The sequence below is a fragment of the Amycolatopsis sp. NPDC021455 genome (assembly GCF_040640995.1).
Taxonomy (GTDB): Bacteria; Actinomycetota; Actinomycetes; order Mycobacteriales; family Pseudonocardiaceae; genus Amycolatopsis.
Window position 1 is genome coordinate 1 of the sequence record NZ_JBFACT010000020.1, and the last position, 16,789, is coordinate 16,789.

Sequence of the window (16,789 nt, forward strand, 5' to 3'; positions counted from 1 at the left end):
ACAGCCCCACCGAACGCATGACACAGTTACTCAACACCACCCACAACCAACAGCAGTATTGCAACAACCACTAGAAATCGCCCTCCCAGGGGGGCTTCCCCAGTCCAGTGTATCGGGGGTGCCCGACGAAAAGCCGAAAAAGGGCCGCCGCGAGCGGAGTTGTCCACATCGCGGCCGGGGTGTGGACAACCTGCGGTCGGTGCGCCCGGCCACGTCACAGTACCCCGGCCTGACCTGCGGATCGGCACATCGGGGCACTGGCGCGCCCGGCGTACCGGGGCCTTCTAGACTCAGGCTCGATGTTCCAGCCACCTGAAACCCTGCTCCCGCCGGGGGTGGGCCGATGAAGCTCGTCTTCGCCGGCACCCCCGACCCCGCGGTCCCCGCCCTGCGCGCCCTGCTCGACTCCGGCCGGCACGAGGTCGTTGCCGTCGTCACCCGGCCCGATGCGCAGGCCGGGCGTGGCCGGCGGGTCGTGCGGTCGCCCGTCGGCGCGCTCGCCGATGAGCACGGCATCGAAGTCCTGACGCCCGCGAGGGCCGGGGACCCGGCCTTCCTGGCCCGGCTCACCGAGCTCGCGCCGGATGCCTGCCCGGTCGTCGCGTACGGGGCGCTGCTGCCGCAGGCCGCTCTCGACATCCCGCGGCTGGGCTGGGTGAACCTGCACTTCTCGCTGCTGCCCGCGTGGCGGGGAGCCGCGCCGGTGCAGGCCGCCATCCGGGCCGGGGACGAGATCACCGGTGCGTCGACCTTCCGGATCGTCAAGGAGCTGGACGCGGGCCCGGTCTACGGGGTCGTCACCGAGACCATCGGCGCCACCGACACCGCCGGTGTGCTGCTCGGGCGGCTCGCGGAGTCCGGGGCCAAGCTGCTGCTGTCCACCATGGACGGTCTGGCCGACGGCAGCCTGGTCGCGCGCGAACAGCCCGCCGAAGGGGTCAGCTACGCGCCGAAGGTGACGGTCGAGGACGCGCGGGTGTCCTTCGCCGATCCCGCTTCGGCTGTCGACCGGCAGATCCGGTCGGTCACCCCGGACCCCGGTGCGTGGGCGGAGTTCCGCGGGGAACGGTTCAAGCTCGGCCCGGTCACGGTGCTCGACGAACCCGGCCCGCCGCCGGGCGAGATCGTGGTCGAACGCAAACGGGTGCTGGTCGGGACGGCGACGAAGCCGCTGCGGCTCGGCGAAGTCCAGGCACCCGGCAAGAAACGGATGGCGGCCACCGACTGGGCGCGCGGCACGAGGATCGACCAAGGAGAGCGCCTCCGGTGAACGACCACAGGGAACGACGCCCGTCACGGCCGCAGCGGGGCCGCCCGGCACCGCGCAAGGAGGGGCCGCGCCGCCCGCCGGAGGTGGACTCCGCCCGGCAGGCCGCCTACGACGTCCTCGCGGCTGTCCGGACGAAGGACGCCTACGCCAACCTCGTCCTGCCGGACCTGCTGCGCGAGCGGCGGATCACCGGCCGGGACGCGGCGCTGGCCACCGAGCTGGCGTACGGCGCTTCGCGGGCGCAGGGCCTGCTCGACGCGATCATCGAGTCGTGCGCCGAGCGCCCGCTGTCCAAGACCGACCCGGCGGTGCTCGACGCGCTGCGCCTCGGCGTCTACCAGCTGCTGCGCACGCGCATCCCCGAGCACGCCGCCGTGACGTCCACCGTGGACCTCGTGCGCGCGGAAGCCGGTTCGTGGGCCACGGGTTTCGCGAACGCCATCCTGCGCAAGGTGTCCGAAAAGGACGAAGCGGCGTGGCTCGACGAGCTGGCGCCGGACGAAGCCGCCGACCCCATCGGGGCCTACGCGCTGCGCACCGCGCACCCGCGCTGGATCGCACGGTCGTTCGCCGAAGCGCTGGGCGACAAGGGCGCCGACCTGAAGGCCGCCCTGGAAGCCGACGACGCCCGCCCCGAGGTGCACCTCGTCGCCCGCCCCGGCGAGATCAGCGCCGACGAGCTCGCCGCGATCACCGGCGGCGACCCGGCGCCCTACTCGCCCTACGGCGTGCGCCTGCCCGCCGGGGCCGGCGACCCCGCCGACGCCGAGCCGGTCCGCGAACGGCTGGCCGCGGTCCAGGACGAGGGCAGCCAGCTCTGCGCGATCGCCGCGACGAAGGTGCCCCTCGAGGGCTCCGACGAGCGCTGGCTCGACCTGTGCGCCGGCCCCGGCGGCAAGGCGGCGCTGCTCGGCGCGCTGGCCGCGCTGAGCGGGGCGGCCGTGGACGCCGTCGAGAAGGCGCCGCACCGCGCGAAGCTCGTCGAGAAGGCCACGAGCGGGCTGCCGGTCACCGTCCGCGTCGCCGACGGGCGTGAGAGCGGGCTGGAGCCGGGGTACGACCGGATCCTCGTCGACGCGCCCTGCAGTGGGCTCGGCGCGCTGCGGCGGCGGCCGGAGGCGCGCTGGCGCCGTCAGCCGTCCGACGTCGCGGACCTCACCAAGCTGCAGGGCGAGCTGATCACCGCGGCCTACGACCTGCTGCGGCCCGGCGGCGCGCTGACCTACGTCGTCTGCTCGCCGCACCTGGCCGAGACCGAAGGTGTCTTCGCGGAGACGGCCCGGCGGCTCAAGGCCGAGGTCCTGGATGCGCGCGAGTTCTTCCCCGGCGTGCCGGAGCTCGGCGACGGCCCGTACGTCCAGCTGTGGCCGCACCGCCACGGCACGGATGCGATGTTCTGCGCCGTGCTGCGTAAACCGTGAGAGACCTCGGGCTGGTCGCCGGCTCGTGCGGCGGGCTGGACGTCCGGTTCGCCGCCGAGCTGGTGAAACCCGCCGCCGAACGCGGCTGGCGGCCGGCGATCACGCTGACGCCGACCGCGTACCGCTGGCTCGAGGCGGCCGGCGGGCTCGAGGCCGTCGCCGCGGGCACCGACCTGCCGGTCCGCAGCGTCTCCCGGCTGCCGGGGGAACCGCGGCCGCACCCGGATCCGGACGTGTTCCTCTTCGCGCCGGCGTCGGCGAACTCGGTCGCCAAGCTCGCCCTCGGCATCGCCGACAACCAGGCCCTGACCGTGCTCGGCGACGTGCTCGGCGCCCCCGGGATCACGATCGTCGTGGCCTACCAGATCCAGGACACCCGGGTGCACCACCCGGCGTGGCAGCGCCACCTCGACACCCTCGCGGGTGCCGGGGTGACGCTGCACCGGCTCGACGTCCGGCGGCCGTGGACCGAGGCCCTCGACTTGCTGCCCTGAGCAGGCTCGCGGGGGCGCCCCCCGTTTTCCACGCTACCGGCAGGCACCGACAATTTTCGGGCCTAGGAGCACAACGCCGCTTCGGTGACGGCGAACAGGTGCGCCGCGCCGTCCGGTGCCGGGTTCAGGTTGGCCACCACCGTGCTGCGACGTCCGTTCGGGCCGACGCCCGCCAGGTTCGTGAAGCCGGGGATCCCGCCTTCGTGCCCCCAGAACTCGCCGCACGACAACGGGACGTTGCCGAGGCCCAGGCCGTAGCGTGCGCCCGGGACGCCGAGATCCGCCGGGACCGTGCGCCGCATCTCGGCCAGCTGGGCCGGTCGCAGCAGCTCTCCGCCGAAGAGGGCACCGTAGAACCGGTTGAGGTCGGCCGGGGTGGTGACCAGGCCGCCCGACGCGCCCGCGATCGTCGCGTCGAAGTCGCTGAAGTCCACCAGCTTGCCGCCGATCGGCAGGTAGCCGACCGCGTGCGGCACGGGCAGCTTCTCATCGCCGCGGCGCGGCAGGTACGTGTCGCGCAGGCCCAGCGGCCGGGTGATCCGGTGGGCGATCTCGGTGTCCAGCGCGTGCCCGGTGACCTGCTCGACGAGCATCCCGGCCACGATGTAGTTGGTGTTGGAGTACGACCAGCTCGTCCCGGGCGGGAACAGCGCCGGGTGCTTCAGCGCCATCGCCACCAGCTCCGCCGGTTCGGCTCCACGGTGCCGCAGGGCTTCCGGGTCGGTCCGGTTCAGGTCGTCCGTGTAGTTGTAGAGCCCGCTCGTGTGCTGCAGCACCTGCCGCACGGTGATCCGCCGGTCCGGGAGCAGGCCCGGCAGGTACCGCTCGACCGGCGCGTCCAGCTTCACCCGGCCTTCACCGACGAGCTGCAGCACGACAGTGGCGGTGAACGACTTCGTGACGCTGCCCGCGCGGAAGGAGCCGTTGCGCGGGAACGGTTTTCCGGTCGCGACGTCACCGGCGCCGCTGCGCACGACCCGCGTCCGCCCGCCGTCCTGGACGACGGCTTCGGCGCCCGGGACGCCCTGCTGCGTCGTGAGCACGTCGAGGCTGTGCTGAACCGGGTCGACGGCGGCGAGCGCCGGCGCCGCGGTGGTCGCCGCGAGGAGCGCGACGAGCGTGCCGGCGGCGACGATCCGTCTGCCGGACAGTGACTTCCGCATGAAAGAACCCCCTGGTGTCTCGGTCCTTCCACGGTAGGGAGCCGGGACGCCCGGGGAACATGGGGGAGACCACCGGGAAAATCCTGGGGTTGACCCCACCACGACGTCAGGGGCCGGCCAGGTGCCCCGGCCGGACCACCCCGGCTTCGTACGCGATGACCACCGCCTGGCTGCGGTTGCCGGCCCCCAGCTTCGTGAAGATGTTGCCCACGTGGGTCTTCACCGTCTCGAGGCTGATCACCAGCGCCGCCGCGATGTCCTGATTGGACAGTCCGGTGGCGATGAGCCGGAGCACCTCGGCTTCGCGGCGGGTGAGCGTCTTCGCCGCCCGCGCGTGCTTCCCGCCCGCCGTCCGGCCGCTCACCAGCCGCCGGATGGCCTCCGGGAACAGCAGCGACTCGCCGGCGGCGACGGTCCGCACGGCGTGGGCGATCTCCTCCTTGCGCGCCCGCTTCAGCAGGAACCCGCTCGCCCCGGCCAGCAGCGCTTCGTGGACGTAGTCGTCGTTGTCGAACGTCGTGACGACGAGGATCTTCGGCGGTTCTTCCAGGGCCGCGAGCACCTGCCGGGTGGCCTCGATGCCGTCGGTGCCGGGCATCCGGACGTCCATCAGCACGACGTCCGGCCGGGTCCGCCGCACCTCGGGCAGCACCTCGCCGCCGTCGGCCGCCTCGCCGACCACCGGGAGGCCCTGCTGCTCCAGCAGGGCCCGCAGCCCGGTGCGGACCAGCGGCTCGTCGTCGGCGATCAGCACAGCGGGGGTCATGCGCCCGCCCGCAGCGGGATGGTGGCGCTGAGCCGCCAGCGGCCGTCGTCCGGGCCCGCGTCGAGCTCGCCGCGCAGGGCCTCGACCCGCTCGGCGAGCCCGGCCAGCCCGTGGCGCCCGGTCCGGGGCCGCTCGCCGGGCAGTGCGTTGACGACGGCGATGGCCAGCCGGTCCGGTCCGGCCTCGATCCGGACGTCCACCTCGCCGGGGCCGGCGTGCCGCAGCGCATTGGTCAGGCCCTCCTGGACGATCCGGTAGCCCTCGCGCGACACCGCGGCGGGCAGCGCGGCGACCGGCCCGGTGACGGTCAGGCGGACGTCGAGCCCGGCTTCGCGCGCCCGCACGGCGAGGACGTCGACTTCGGTCAGCGTGCGCGTCGGCTCCTTCGTGGCCGGCTCCTCGCGAAGCAGGCCCAAGACGTGGTCGAGGTCCTCGAGAGCGCTCCTGGAGGCTTCTTCGATCGTGCCGAGGGCGCGCCGGACCTGGGCCGGGTCCGCCTCGACCAGCTCGGCCGCGGCCGCCGCCTGGATGGTCGACGTCGTGAGCGTGTGCCCGATGGAGTCGTGCAGCTCGCGGGCCAGCCGGTTGCGCTGGGCGAGGACGGCCGCCCGCCGCTCGGCGGCCGCCGAGAGCTCGGCCGCGGACGGCCCCAGCAGCGTCGTGGCGCCGACCCGGAACCCGATCGTGGCGGCCGCGGCGAGCACGAGCGCCAGGAAGACCATCGCGAGGCCGAACGGGATGGTCCACACGCCGAGCGGGACGTCGTTCCAGAAGAAGCTGATCCGGGCCTGGCCGCCGGTCAGCCACGCCAGCGGCACGAACATCGTGATCGCGAGAAACCCCAGCACGGTGGCCAGGACCGCGCTCGCCGCCGTGTGCAGCGCGAACCACAGGCCCGACCGCAGCCGCGAGCCGGCGTCCGGGCGCCGGGCCGGCGCGGGCAGGCCGACGCCGAGCAGGCCGTTCGCGAGCGCGACGGCCAGCCGCCGCACCGGTCCCAGCAGGCCCAGGAGCCCCATCAGCACCGCGAGCGCGACCGCGGCGATGACGGCGCGGACCCGCGAGTCGGCGTCGAACGACACCGCGACGGCGAAGGCGAACGGGGACACCGGCGCGGCCATCATGAGACCCACGAAGGCGTACGGAAGGCTGCGGTAGCTGCCGATCCGCGTCAAGGACTGGAGGAATCCGGGCATACCGGCGAGCGTAGGGCGGTCGGAGCGTCCGTGACCTCCCTCTCGGGAGCCAGATCCTGGTCACAACCGGTTAGCGAGCGTTAGCGCCGTCCTCCTACACTCGGGACGTGGCAGACCGACCTTTGATCGCACCCAGCATCCTCGCGGCGGACTTCGCCCGGCTCGGCGAGGAGATCGCCGCCGTGGCCGGTGGCTCGGAAACCCGCGCCGACTGGGTCCACGTCGACGTCATGGACGCGCACTTCGTGCCCAACCTGACCCTCGGCCTGCCCGTCGTCCAGGCGCTGCTCAAGAGCACCGACGTGCCGATCGACTGCCACCTGATGATCGACGACCCGGACCGCTGGGCGATCGGCTACGCCGAGGCGGGCGCCTACAACGTCACCGTGCACGCCGAGGCCGCGAAGGACCCGGTCGCGCTGGCGAAGAACCTGCGCGCGGCGGGGGCGAAGGCCGGCCTGTCGATCAAGCCGGGCACCGCGCTCGAGCCGTGGCTCGACACGCTCAAGCACTACGACACGCTGCTGGTCATGTCGGTCGAGCCGGGCTTCGGCGGGCAGTCGTTCATCGCCGACGTCCTGGAGAAGGTCCGCACCGCGCGGCGGCTGGTCGACACCGGGCACCTGAAGCTGGTCGTCGAGATCGACGGCGGGATCAACAGCGAAACCATCGAGCAGGCCGCCGAGGCCGGGGTCGACTGCTTCGTCGCCGGATCCGCCGTCTACGGCGCCGCGGACCCGGGCAAGGCGGTCGCCGCGCTGCGTGAGCAGGCGGCCCGCGGCCGGGCCGGCTGACATCTCGTGACCCGGACCGGAGAAGCCACCGGGCCGCGGCGGGTGTTGGATGGAAGGACCGGCTCTCAAGGAGGCAGCGCACGTGTTCACCGGCATAGTCGAGGAGATCGGCGAAGTCACCGCCGTCGAGCAGCTGACCAACGCGGCCCGGCTGCGCGTCCGCGGCCCGCTGGTCACCAGTGACGCCGGGCACGGCGACTCGATCGCGGTCAGCGGCGTCTGCCTCACGGTCGTCGAGGTGACGGGCGGCGAGTTCACCGTCGACGTCGTCAACGAGACGCTGGAGCGCTCCAGCCTGGCCAAGGTCGCGGTCGGCGACCGGGTCAACCTCGAGCGCGCCACCCCGGCCGGCGGCCGGCTCGGCGGGCACATCATGCAGGGGCACGTCGACGGGACCGGCGTGTTCCTCGGCCGCGACGAGAACGGCGTCACGACGTTCGCGCTGCCGAAGCACCTGGCCCGGTACGTGGTCGAGAAGGGCTCGATCGCCGTCGACGGGATCTCGCTGACGGTGGCCGCGGTGACCGACGACCAGTTCAAGGTGGCCCTGATCCCGACCACCCTGGAAGTGACCACCCTGGGCCGCCGCGAGGCAGGCGACCTGGTCAACCTCGAGGTCGACGTGGTCGCGAAGTACGTGGAAAAGCTGGCCGAGGCACATATCCGCGACCAGGCGCACAATCGGGACGGCGGCACGGAGGAGCGGTCATGAGCGAGACGAGTGCGGCAGAGCCCGAAGCAGGCTGGACGCCGTGCGGTGCCGGGGCGGTGTTCGACGCCGACGCCATCGAGCGGGCGATCGCGGACATCGCGGCGGGCCGCCCGGTCGTCGTGGTCGACGACGAGGACCGCGAGAACGAGGGCGACCTCATCTTCGCCGCCGAGAAGGCGACGCCGGAACTGCTGGCCTTCATGGTCCGCTACACCTCGGGGTACGTCTGCGTGGCGCTGACCGAGTCCGAGGCGGACCGGCTGGACCTGCCGCCGATGTACCACACCAACCAGGACGCGCGCGGGACCGCGTACAGCGTCACGGTCGACGCCGCCGAGGGCATCAGCACCGGCATCTCCGCCGCCGACCGCGCGCACACGATCCGGCTGCTGGCCGACCCTTCCTCCACCGCGAAGGACTTCCGCCGTCCCGGGCACGTCGTCCCGCTGCGCGCGAAGGAAGGCGGCGTGCTGCGCCGGCCCGGGCACACCGAGGCGTCGGTCGACCTGGCCCGGATGGCCGGGCTCTCGCCGGCGGGCGTGCTCTGCGAAATCGTGTCGCAGAAGGACGAAGGCGACATGGCGCGCCGCGACGAGCTCGAGGTGTTCGCCGCCGACCACGACCTCGCGATCATCACCATCGCCGACCTCATCGCCTACCGCCGTCGCACCGAAAAGCAGGTCGAGCGCGTCGCCGAAGCGCGCATCCCGCTGGCCGCGGGCACGTTCCGCGCGGTCGGTTACGACTCGCTGCTGGACGGCATCGAGCACGTCGCGTTCGTCTACGGCGAAATCGGCGACGGCCAGGACATCCTCGTGCGGGTGCACTCCGAGTGCCTGACCGGCGACGTCTTCGGCTCGCTGCGCTGCGACTGCGGCCCGCAGCTGGAGGCGGCGCTGGAAGCGGTGGCCGCCGAAGGCCGCGGCGTCGTGCTCTACATCCGCGGCCACGAGGGCCGCGGCATCGGCCTGCTGCACAAGCTGCAGGCCTACCAGCTGCAGGACGACGGCGCCGACACGGTGGACGCCAACCTCCAGCTCGGCGTCCCGGCCGACGCCCGCGACTACGGCACCGGCGCGCAGATCCTGTGCGACCTCGGCGTCCGCACCATGCGGCTGCTGTCGAACAACCCGGCCAAGCGGATCGGCCTGGAGGGCTACGGCCTGCGCGTCACCGGCCGCGTGCCGTTGCCGATCTCCCCGAACCCCGAGAACCTGCGCTACCTGCGGACCAAGCGTGACCGGATGGGCCACGACCTGGCCCAGCTGGAGCACTACGACCAGGTCGGCGCGGGCGAGCATCCCGACGGAGGAGCACTGTGAGCGGCGAAGGCCGTCCGGACGTCAAGCTGGACCTCTCCGACTGCAAGGCGCTGAAGCTCGGCATCGTCGCCACCCGCTGGAACGCGGACATCACCGACGTCCTGCTGGAGCGGGCGCTGGTCGCGGCGAAGGAAGCGGAGCTGGAGGAGGAGCCGACGGTCGTCCACGTCGCGGGCGCGGTCGAGCTCCCGGTGGTGGCGCAGGCGCTGGCCCGCAACCACGACGCGGTGGTCGCGCTGGGCGTGGTCATCCGCGGCGGCACGCCGCACTTCGAGTATGTGTGCGACGCGGTGACGGCGGGCCTGACCCGGGTGGCGCTCGACGAGAGCACCCCGGTCGGCAACGGCGTCCTGACGTGCGACACGCACGAACAGGCCGTCGACCGGTCGGGCCGTCCGGGCTCGAAGGAGGACAAGGGCTACGAGGCGACGGTGGCGGCCCTGGACTCCGCGCACGTGCTGCGGAGCCTGCGCCAGCCGTGGACCGAGCGAGGTTTCCAGTGAGCGTGGCGACTTCGCTGGTGATCCGTCCGCGCCGGGCGGTGATCATGTGCAGCGTGCTGGCGGTGGCGCTGCTGGCGGTGTTCATCGTGGTGGCGGTCCTGCTGCGCAACGGCGACACGGGCGTGCGCTTCCAGCGTTCCGACCAAGCGGCGATGGTGGGCATCGGCATCCTGCTGGCGGCGGGCGTGATGCTGTTCGCGATCGCGCGGGTGCGGGCGGATGCGGAGGGAATCGAGGTCCGGAACGTGCTGGTCACGCGGCGGTTCGCGTGGAGCGAGGTGCTGTCGGTGAGTTTTCCCGACGGCGCGTCGTGGGCACGGCTGGAGCTGCCGGACGACGAGTACCACGCGGTGATGGCGATCCAGGCGGTCGACCGGGACCGGGCGGTGGAGGCGGTGCGGGCGTTGCGGAAACTGCACCGCGCGGCCACCGGCGGCTGACGCGCAGCTTCTCCAGCGCCCCAATGTGGCGTTCGGTGCGTCCAACGCACCCAATGTGGCGTTCGGTGCGTTGAGCGCAACCAACGCCACATTGGGGCGCTTGGGACGGGCGTCAGAGGGTCAGGTCGACCACGATCGGCGCGTGGTCCGACGGCCCCTTCCCCTTGCGTGCCTCACGGTCCACATAGGAGTCCGTGACGGCGGAAGTGAAAGCGTCGTTCCCGTACACCAGGTCGATCCGCATCCCCTTGTTGTTCGGGAAGTTCCCCGCCCGGTAGTCCCAGTACGTGAACGGGTGGTCGTACTTCAGCGGTCGCGGGAACACGTCCGACAACCCCAGGTCCCGCAGCCGGGCCAACGCATCGCGCTCCGGCTTCGTCACGTGCGTCGACTCCGCGAACAGGGCGATGTCCCAGACGTCGGCGTCCGTCGGTGCCACGTTGAAGTCCCCGAGCACCGCGAACGGCCCGGACGACACCTCCGAAGCCACCAGCGAGTGCAGCGACGACAGCCACTCCAGCTTGTACGCGTAGTGCGGGTTGTCCGGCTCACGCCCGTTGGGCACGTACACCGACCACACCCGCACGCCACCACACGTGGCCCCGATCGCGCGGGCTTCCGAAGCGCCGTCGAACTGCGGCTCGCCCGGCAGCCCGCGGACGACGTCGGACAGGCCCACCCGCGACACGATCCCGACGCCGTTCCAGCGGCTCAGCCCGTACGCCGCGACCTCGTACCCGAGCGCCTCCACCTCGGCCAGCGGGAACTTCTCCGTCGTGGTCTTCAGCTCCTGCAGGCACAGCACGTCCGGCGCCGTCTTCTCCAGCCAGTCCAGCACGCGCGGCAGGCGGGGGACGATGGAGTTCACGTTCCAGGTGGCGATCCGCATGCCCGCGAGCATCCCACACCCCACCGACAGAAAAGTCCGTGAAGGCCTCCTTCCCGGCTCTTAGCGCCGGTAAGGAGGCCTTCACGGACAAAGGAGAACTCAGACGCCCGCCGTCGTCCGGATCCAGGACCGGCTCGCCGCCACGCTCGCGTAGTTGTTCGTCCCCCGCGTGTTGGAGCCGCTCTGGTTCTGGACCGTCGACGCGACGCCGACCTGGACACCGCCGGAGACCTCCGGCCCGCCCGAGTCGCCCTTCCACGCCGAGCCGTTGACGCCGACGCTCTGGATCGCGCGGCCGCCGTAGGCGTCCGTCGACCGGCCCGTCACCTGGACGTTCGCCGTCTTCAGCGACGTCGCCGGCGGGCCGGTCGGGGTCGTGCGGCCCCAGCCGTAGATCTGGTTCGTGCTGCCGGTCGCCGGGTCCGCGCTGCCCAGCGAGATCGGCGACGTGCTGGTCGCCGAGGCCAGGTGCAGCAGCGCGATGTCGCCGTTCGGGGACTCGTACTCGCCGTCGACGGCGATCTTCGTGCCCGACAGCAGCGTGTTGCTGCCGACCCGGACGTACATGCCCGAGCCGTCCTGGTCGAGGCAGTGCACCGCGGTCAGCACCCAGCGCGACGCGATGACCGTGCCCGAGCAGTTGAAGCCCTGGTAGTCGCGGCCAGGCGTGTTGACGTACACCTGGGCGCCCCAGGAGACCGTCGGGGCGGTGGTGCCGCCGACGATGTTCGGCTGGACGCCCGCGGAGGCGACCGCGCCGCCGGCGAGCGTCAGCGCGACGGCGGCCGCGGAAGCAGCACCGAGAAGACGGAGAGAGGCCACGGTGGTGATCCTTTCGGAGGGGACGGCCGGAAAGTAACCACCGCGTCACAGGTCCGGACACCGACGAAGGTCGGAACCGGACGAACACCCTACTTCCGGCGGGGGAGCCGGGGGCCCACCGAGAACTGTCGGTGGTGCCCCATAGTCTGGAGGAGTGGCTGACCCGACCACCTACCGTCCCTCGCCGGGGAGCATCCCGGATGCCCCTGGCGTGTACAAATTCCGCGACGCGACCAAGCGGGTCATCTACGTCGGCAAGGCGAAAAGCCTCCGCAGCAGGCTGAACTCCTACTTCGCCGACCTCTCCGGCCTGCACCCGCGCACGCGCCAGATGGTCACGACGGCCGCGAGCGTCGAATGGACCGTCGTCACCACCGAGGTCGAGGCGCTCCAGCTCGAGTACAACTGGATCAAGGAGTTCGACCCGCGGTTCAACGTCCGCTACCGCGACGACAAGAGCTACCCGGTGCTCGCGGTGACGCTGAACGAGGAGTTCCCGCGCCTGCACGTCTACCGCGGCGCGCGCAAGAAGGGCGTCCGCTACTTCGGCCCGTACGCGCACGCGTGGGCCATCCGCGAGACGCTCGACCTGCTGCTGCGCGTCTTCCCGGCCCGCACCTGCTCGGCCGGGGTGTTCCGGCGGCACGGCCAGATCGGCCGTCCCTGCCTGCTCGGCTACATCGACAAGTGCTCGGCGCCGTGCGTGGGCCGGGTCTCGGCCGACGAGCACCGAGCCATCGTCGAAGACTTCTGCGACTTCCTCGCCGGCAAGACCGACGCGATGATCAAGCGCCTCGAAGCCGAGATGGCGGCCGCGTCCGAAGAGCTCGAGTTCGAGCGCGCCGCCCGGCTGCGCGACGACCTCGGCGCGCTGCGCCGCGCCATGGAGAAGCAGGCCGTGGTGCTCGGCGACGGCACGGACGCCGACGTCGTCGCGTTCGCGCACGACGAGCTGGAGGCCGCCGTCCAGGTCTTCCACGTGCGCGGCGGCCGGGTCCGCGGCCAGCGCGGCTGGGTGATCGACAAGGCCGAGGAGATGGACGTCCCGGCGCTGGTCGACCACTTCCTCACCCAGTTCTACGGCGACGAAGCCGAGCTCGACGCCCGCGACGACGTCGACGCCGGCCCGGTCGTGCCGCGCGAGGTGCTCGTGCCGGAGCTGCCTGCGGACGCCGAAGCGGTCGCGGAGTGGCTCACCGGGCTGCGCGGCTCGCGAGTCCAGCTGCGGGTGCCGCAGCGCGGCGACAAGAAGGCGCTCGCGGAGACCGTGCAGCGCAACGCGGGCGAGGCGTTCACGCAGCACAAGCTGCGGCGGGCGGGTGACCTGACGGCCCGCTCGGCGGCGCTCACCGAACTGCAGGAGTTCCTCGGCCTCGACACCGCGCCGCTGCGCATCGAGTGCATCGACATCAGCCACATCCAGGGCAGCGACGTCGTCGCGTCGCTCGTCGTCTTCGAGGACGGGCTCGCGCGCAAGTCCGAGTACCGGCGCTTCGCGCTGCGGGAGGCGGCCACGGAGGGTGACGTCGCCTCGATCGCCGAGGTGGTCCGCCGCCGGTTCTACCGCTACCTCAAGGAAACCGCGGAGGAGTCGAGCACGCCCGGTCTCGACCCGGAGACCGGGCGGCCGAAGAAGTTCGCCTACCCGCCGAACCTGCTGGTCGTCGACGGCGCGGGCCCGCAGGCCACCGCGGCCGCGGACGTGCTGGCCGAGCTCGGCATCACCGACATCTCCGTGGTCGGGCTGGCCAAGCGACTGGAGGAGGTCTGGCTGCCCGCCGACCCCGATCCGGTGATCCTGCCCCGGACGTCGGAGGCGCTGTACCTGCTGCAGCGGCTGCGGGACGAGGCCCACCGCTTCGCCATCGCCTACCACCGCGAGAAGCGCTCGAAGCGGCTGCAGACGTCCGAATTGGACAGTGTGCCCGGGCTGGGGCAGGCTCGCCGCACCGCGCTGATCAAGCATTTCGGCTCGGTGAAGAAGCTCAAGCAGGCCAGGGTCGAAGAGATCGAGGCGGTGCCCGGCTTCGGCAGGCGCACCGCGGAGGCCGTGGTCGCCGCGCTGGCCGGGGAGTCCGGCGCGAGCAACGGCACAGGAGCAGGGGAGTAGGGAAACACAGTGAGTGCGCAAGAGGAGATCCGCGGCTCCGGCATGGAGGTCGCGGTCGTGTCCGGGTTGTCCGGGGCGGGCCGCAGCACGGCGGCCAAGTGCCTGGAGGACCTGGGCTGGTTCGTCGTCGACAACCTGCCCCCGGAGCTGATCGCCACCATGGTCGAGCTGGGCGCGCAGGCGCGCGGCGCGATCACCAAGGTGGCGGTGGTGATGGACGTGCGCTCGCGCGCGTTCACCGACGACCTCGCCTCGGTCATCAAGGACCTCGACGCCCGCGGCTACAAGCCGCGCGTGCTGTTCCTGGAGGCGACCGACGCGGTGCTGGTGCGGCGCTTCGAGGCCGTCCGCCGCGGGCACCCGATGCAGGGAGACGGCCGGCTCGCCGACGGCATCACGGCCGAGCGGACGCTGCTGGAGCCGCTGCGCGAAGAGGCCGACCTGGTGCTCGACACGTCGTCGCTGTCGGTGCACGACCTGCGGGCCAAGATCGAGGACGCGTTCGGCTCCGAGGCGAGCACCCAGACCCGGGTCACCGTGCTGTCCTTCGGCTACAAGTACGGCCTGCCGATGGACGCCGACCTGGTGATGGACGTCCGGTTCCTGCCGAACCCGTTCTGGATCCCGGAGCTGCGCGAACACACGGGCCTCGACGGCGAGGTCCGCAACTACGTCCTCTCGCAGGAGGGCGCCGAGGAGTTCCTCGACCGCTACCACCAGCTGCTGCGGCTGATCGGCGCCGGCTACAAGCGCGAAGGCAAGCGGTACCTGACGCTCGCCGTCGGCTGCACCGGCGGCAAGCACCGCAGCGTGGCGCTGTCCGTCGAGCTCGCCCAGCGTCTGTCCAAAGAGGACGGTATGGCCGTGAAGGTGGTGCACCGCGACCTTGGTCGTGAATAACGTGCGCGCGGTCGCCCTCGGGGGCGGCCACGGGCTGCACGCCACGTTGTCCGCGGTGCGGCGGGTGACCCCCGACGTCACCGCGGTCGTCACCGTGGCCGACGACGGCGGATCGTCCGGCCGGCTGCGGCGCGAACTCGGGCTGCTGCCGCCGGGCGACCTCCGGCAGGCCTTCGCGGCCTTCGCGGCGGAGGACGGCGGCACGCTGTGGGCCGAAGTCTTCCAGCACCGCTTCGGCGGTGACGGCGCACTGGCCGGGCACGCGGTGGGGAACCTGCTGCTGGCCGGGCTGTTCGAGGTCCTCGGTGACCCGGTCGCGGCGCTCGACGAGGCCTGCCGGCTGATGGGCGTCTCGGGCCGGGTGCTGCCGATGTCGCCGGAGCCCCTCGAGATCGAAGGCGAGGTCAGCGGCCTCGACAGCGAGGACCCGGCGGCGCTGCGCACGATCCGCGGCCAGGTCGCGGTGGCCACGACACCGGGACAGGTGCGGCGGGTCAGCCTGCGCTCGCCCGGCCGGTCCGGGCGGCCGCCGCTGGCGTGCGACGAAGCGGTGGAAGCGGTGCTGCACGCCGACGTCGTGTTCCTCGGCCCCGGCTCGTGGTTCACCAGTGTTCTCCCGCACCTGCTCGTGCCGGGGTTGCACGACGCGCTCGTGCGGACGGCCGCGACGAAGGTGCTCGTGCTCAACCTTGTCCCCCAGCCGGGGGAAACCGCGGGATTCTCTCCGGAGCGGCATCTCGACGTACTCTTCGAGCACGCGCCCGATCTGCGGGTCGACGCGGTGATCGCGGACCGCGATTCCGTGCCCGACCCGGCGAATCTCCGGCGCGCGGCGGAACGGCTCGGCGGCCGGGCGCTCCTGGGGGCGGTGGCCGACCCGGAAGTGGCGGGACGGCATGATCCTGATGCGCTCGCGCGGACGATGCGGGAGGCTCTCGGTCTCGGCAGGGGCGGGGAGCACGGGGGAGGAGCGAAAGGCAGGGAGGGGCAGTAATGGCGATGACCGCTTCGGTGAAGGACGAACTGAGCCGGCTGGAGATCACGAAGATCGGGCCGCGCCGGGCGGAGGTCGCGTCGCTGCTTCGCTTCGCCGGCGGCCTGCACATCGTGGCCGGCCGGGTGGTCGTGGAGGCGGAGCTGGACACGGGTTCCGTCGCGCGGCGGCTGCGCAAGGAGATCCACGAGCTGTACGGCCACCATTCGGACGTCCACGTCATCACGGCCAGCGGCGGGCTGCGCAAGGGCACCCGGTACGTCGTGCGCGTGGTCAAGGACGGTGAAGGCCTGGCCCGCCAGACCGGGCTGATCGACCAGCGCGGCCGCCCGGTGCGCGGGCTGCCCGCGGCCGTGGTGTCCGGGGGAGTGGCCGACGCGGAAGCGGCGTGGCGGGGCGCGTTCCTCGCGCACGGGTCGCTGACCGAACCGGGCCGCTCGTCGTCGCTCGAGGTGACGTGCCCGGGCCCGGAGGCGGCGCTGGCCCTGGTGGGCGCGGCCCGCCGGATGGGCATCCAGGCGAAGTCCCGCGAGGTCCGCGGCGCCGACCGCGTGGTGGTCCGGGACGGTGACGCGATCGGTGCCCTGCTGACGCGCCTGGGCGCGCACGCGAGCGTGCTGCAGTGGGAGGAACGCCGCATGCGCCGCGAAGTCCGCGCGACGGCGAACCGCCTGGCCAACTTCGACGACGCGAACCTGCGCCGGTCGGCCCGCGCGGCGGTCGCGGCGGCGGCCCGGGTGGAGCGGGCCCTGGAGATCCTCGGCGACACGGCCCCGGACCACCTCCTGGCGGCGGGCAAGCTGCGGCTGTCGAACCGGCAGGCGTCCCTGGAGGAGCTGGGCCAGCTGTCGGACCCGCAGATGACGAAGGACGCGGTGGCCGGGCGGATCCGCCGCCTGCTGGCGATGGCGGACAAGCGCGCCAAGGACTTGAACATCCCGGACACCGAGTCGGCGGTCACGCCGGAGATGCTCGAAGAGGAAGACGCCTAGC

The 16,789-nt window shown here is 72.5% G+C and carries 17 protein-coding genes; 12 read left to right on the top strand and 5 right to left on the bottom strand.

Going from position 1 to position 16,789, the window contains the following annotated elements; translation table 11 throughout:
• Window positions 1–343: 343 nt before the first annotated feature.
• From fmt to AB0G28_RS22670, 3 genes are read left to right on the top strand one after another with little or no spacing between them, the layout of a single operon-like run.
• Entirely contained in the window at window positions 344–1,270 is a 927-nt protein-coding gene (fmt, locus tag AB0G28_RS22660) for a methionyl-tRNA formyltransferase (RefSeq protein ID WP_361092088.1), read from the top strand.
• The gene (locus AB0G28_RS22665; RefSeq protein WP_361092091.1) at window positions 1,267–2,691 is read left to right on the top strand and encodes a transcription antitermination factor NusB; all 1,425 of its coding nucleotides are present in this window, start codon (window positions 1,267–1,269) and stop codon (window positions 2,689–2,691) included. The genes fmt and AB0G28_RS22665 overlap by 4 nt, the downstream gene beginning before the upstream one ends.
• The gene (locus AB0G28_RS22670) at window positions 2,688–3,185 is read left to right on the top strand and encodes a flavoprotein (RefSeq protein ID WP_361092094.1); all 498 of its coding nucleotides are present in this window, start codon (window positions 2,688–2,690) and stop codon (window positions 3,183–3,185) included. The genes AB0G28_RS22665 and AB0G28_RS22670 overlap by 4 nt, the downstream gene beginning before the upstream one ends.
• A 62-nt stretch (window positions 3,186–3,247) precedes the next feature.
• Here the strand turns inward: AB0G28_RS22670 and AB0G28_RS22675 are convergent, their stop codons facing one another.
• The 3 genes from AB0G28_RS22675 to AB0G28_RS22685 all read right to left on the bottom strand — a co-directional run bounded on the left by AB0G28_RS22675 (window position 3,248) and on the right by AB0G28_RS22685 (window position 6,310).
• A complete protein-coding gene (locus AB0G28_RS22675) occupies window positions 3,248–4,348 on the bottom strand; it encodes a serine hydrolase domain-containing protein (protein ID WP_361092097.1) in 1,101 nt (366 codons plus the stop codon).
• Between the two features lie 106 nt (window positions 4,349–4,454).
• Window positions 4,455–5,114, bottom strand: coding sequence for a response regulator transcription factor (locus AB0G28_RS22680; protein WP_361092100.1), 660 nt, complete (start codon window positions 5,112–5,114; stop codon window positions 4,455–4,457).
• Entirely contained in the window at window positions 5,111–6,310 is a 1,200-nt protein-coding gene (locus AB0G28_RS22685; protein ID WP_361092103.1) for a histidine kinase, read from the bottom strand. The genes AB0G28_RS22680 and AB0G28_RS22685 overlap by 4 nt, the downstream gene beginning before the upstream one ends.
• A gap of 122 nt (window positions 6,311–6,432) precedes the next feature.
• Between AB0G28_RS22685 and rpe the strand changes: the two genes are divergently transcribed.
• The 5 genes from rpe (at window position 6,433) to AB0G28_RS22710 (ending at window position 10,081) form a co-directional block, all read left to right on the top strand.
• Window positions 6,433–7,104, top strand: a complete 672-nt coding sequence (gene rpe, locus AB0G28_RS22690) for a ribulose-phosphate 3-epimerase (protein WP_361092412.1) — start codon at window positions 6,433–6,435, stop codon at window positions 7,102–7,104.
• A gap of 82 nt (window positions 7,105–7,186) precedes the next feature.
• Window positions 7,187–7,816, top strand: a complete 630-nt coding sequence (locus AB0G28_RS22695) for a riboflavin synthase (protein ID WP_361092106.1) — start codon at window positions 7,187–7,189, stop codon at window positions 7,814–7,816.
• Window positions 7,813–9,138 carry a bifunctional 3,4-dihydroxy-2-butanone-4-phosphate synthase/GTP cyclohydrolase II gene (locus AB0G28_RS22700; RefSeq protein ID WP_361092109.1) on the top strand — a complete coding sequence of 442 codons (1,326 nt, stop codon included), beginning with the start codon at window positions 7,813–7,815 and terminating at the stop codon, window positions 9,136–9,138. Before AB0G28_RS22695 ends, AB0G28_RS22700 begins: the two co-directional genes overlap by 4 nt.
• Window positions 9,135–9,641, top strand: a complete 507-nt coding sequence (ribH, locus tag AB0G28_RS22705) for a 6,7-dimethyl-8-ribityllumazine synthase (protein ID WP_176176252.1) — start codon at window positions 9,135–9,137, stop codon at window positions 9,639–9,641. The genes AB0G28_RS22700 and ribH overlap by 4 nt, the downstream gene beginning before the upstream one ends.
• On the top strand, window positions 9,638–10,081 hold the full coding sequence (locus tag AB0G28_RS22710) for a PH domain-containing protein (RefSeq protein WP_361092113.1): 444 nt from the start codon (window positions 9,638–9,640) through the stop codon (window positions 10,079–10,081). Before ribH ends, AB0G28_RS22710 begins: the two co-directional genes overlap by 4 nt.
• A 112-nt stretch (window positions 10,082–10,193) precedes the next feature.
• Here the strand turns inward: AB0G28_RS22710 and AB0G28_RS22715 are convergent, their stop codons facing one another.
• Together AB0G28_RS22715 and AB0G28_RS22720 are read right to left on the bottom strand one after the other, a co-directional pair.
• A complete protein-coding gene (locus tag AB0G28_RS22715) occupies window positions 10,194–10,970 on the bottom strand; it encodes an exodeoxyribonuclease III (protein WP_361092116.1) in 777 nt (258 codons plus the stop codon).
• A 99-nt stretch (window positions 10,971–11,069) separates the two neighbouring features.
• Window positions 11,070–11,792: a trypsin-like serine protease gene (locus AB0G28_RS22720; RefSeq protein ID WP_361092119.1), complete on the bottom strand. Its 723-nt coding sequence runs from the start codon at window positions 11,790–11,792 to the stop codon at window positions 11,070–11,072.
• 154 nt (window positions 11,793–11,946) lie between these two features.
• Between AB0G28_RS22720 and uvrC the strand changes: the two genes are divergently transcribed.
• Genes uvrC through whiA form a run of 4 tightly spaced genes read left to right on the top strand, consistent with a single transcriptional unit; the run spans window position 11,947 to window position 16,788 of the window.
• Entirely contained in the window at window positions 11,947–13,902 is a 1,956-nt protein-coding gene (gene uvrC / locus AB0G28_RS22725) for an excinuclease ABC subunit UvrC (RefSeq protein WP_361092122.1), read from the top strand.
• A 42-nt stretch (window positions 13,903–13,944) separates the two neighbouring features.
• Window positions 13,945–14,802 (top strand): RNase adapter RapZ, encoded by an 858-nt coding sequence (gene rapZ, locus AB0G28_RS22730; protein ID WP_003101350.1) that lies wholly within the window; start codon window positions 13,945–13,947, stop codon window positions 14,800–14,802.
• 1 nt (window position 14,803) lies between these two features.
• A complete protein-coding gene (gene yvcK, locus AB0G28_RS22735; RefSeq protein WP_361092415.1) occupies window positions 14,804–15,796 on the top strand; it encodes a uridine diphosphate-N-acetylglucosamine-binding protein YvcK in 993 nt (330 codons plus the stop codon).
• Window positions 15,796–16,788, top strand: coding sequence for a DNA-binding protein WhiA (whiA, locus tag AB0G28_RS22740; RefSeq protein WP_020645248.1), 993 nt, complete (start codon window positions 15,796–15,798; stop codon window positions 16,786–16,788). Before yvcK ends, whiA begins: the two co-directional genes overlap by 1 nt.
• Window position 16,789: the final 1 nt, after the last annotated feature.

Excerpts from the sequence above, each read along its gene's own strand:
- whiA (WP_020645248.1), top strand. The coding sequence starts at position 15,796 with ATGGCGATGACCGCTTCGGTGAAGGACGAACTGAGCCGGCTGGAGATC.
- AB0G28_RS22715 (WP_361092116.1), bottom strand. The coding sequence starts at position 10,970 with ATGCGGATCGCCACCTGGAACGTGAACTCCATCGTCCCCCGCCTGCCG.
- AB0G28_RS22675 (WP_361092097.1), bottom strand. The coding sequence starts at position 4,348 with ATGCGGAAGTCACTGTCCGGCAGACGGATCGTCGCCGCCGGCACGCTC.
- AB0G28_RS22700 (WP_361092109.1), top strand. The coding sequence starts at position 7,813 with ATGAGCGAGACGAGTGCGGCAGAGCCCGAAGCAGGCTGGACGCCGTGC.
- rapZ (WP_003101350.1), top strand. The coding sequence starts at position 13,945 with ATGGAGGTCGCGGTCGTGTCCGGGTTGTCCGGGGCGGGCCGCAGCACG.
- AB0G28_RS22680 (WP_361092100.1), bottom strand. The coding sequence starts at position 5,114 with ATGACCCCCGCTGTGCTGATCGCCGACGACGAGCCGCTGGTCCGCACC.
- fmt (WP_361092088.1), top strand. The coding sequence starts at position 344 with ATGAAGCTCGTCTTCGCCGGCACCCCCGACCCCGCGGTCCCCGCCCTG.
- AB0G28_RS22685 (WP_361092103.1), bottom strand. The coding sequence starts at position 6,310 with ATGCCCGGATTCCTCCAGTCCTTGACGCGGATCGGCAGCTACCGCAGC.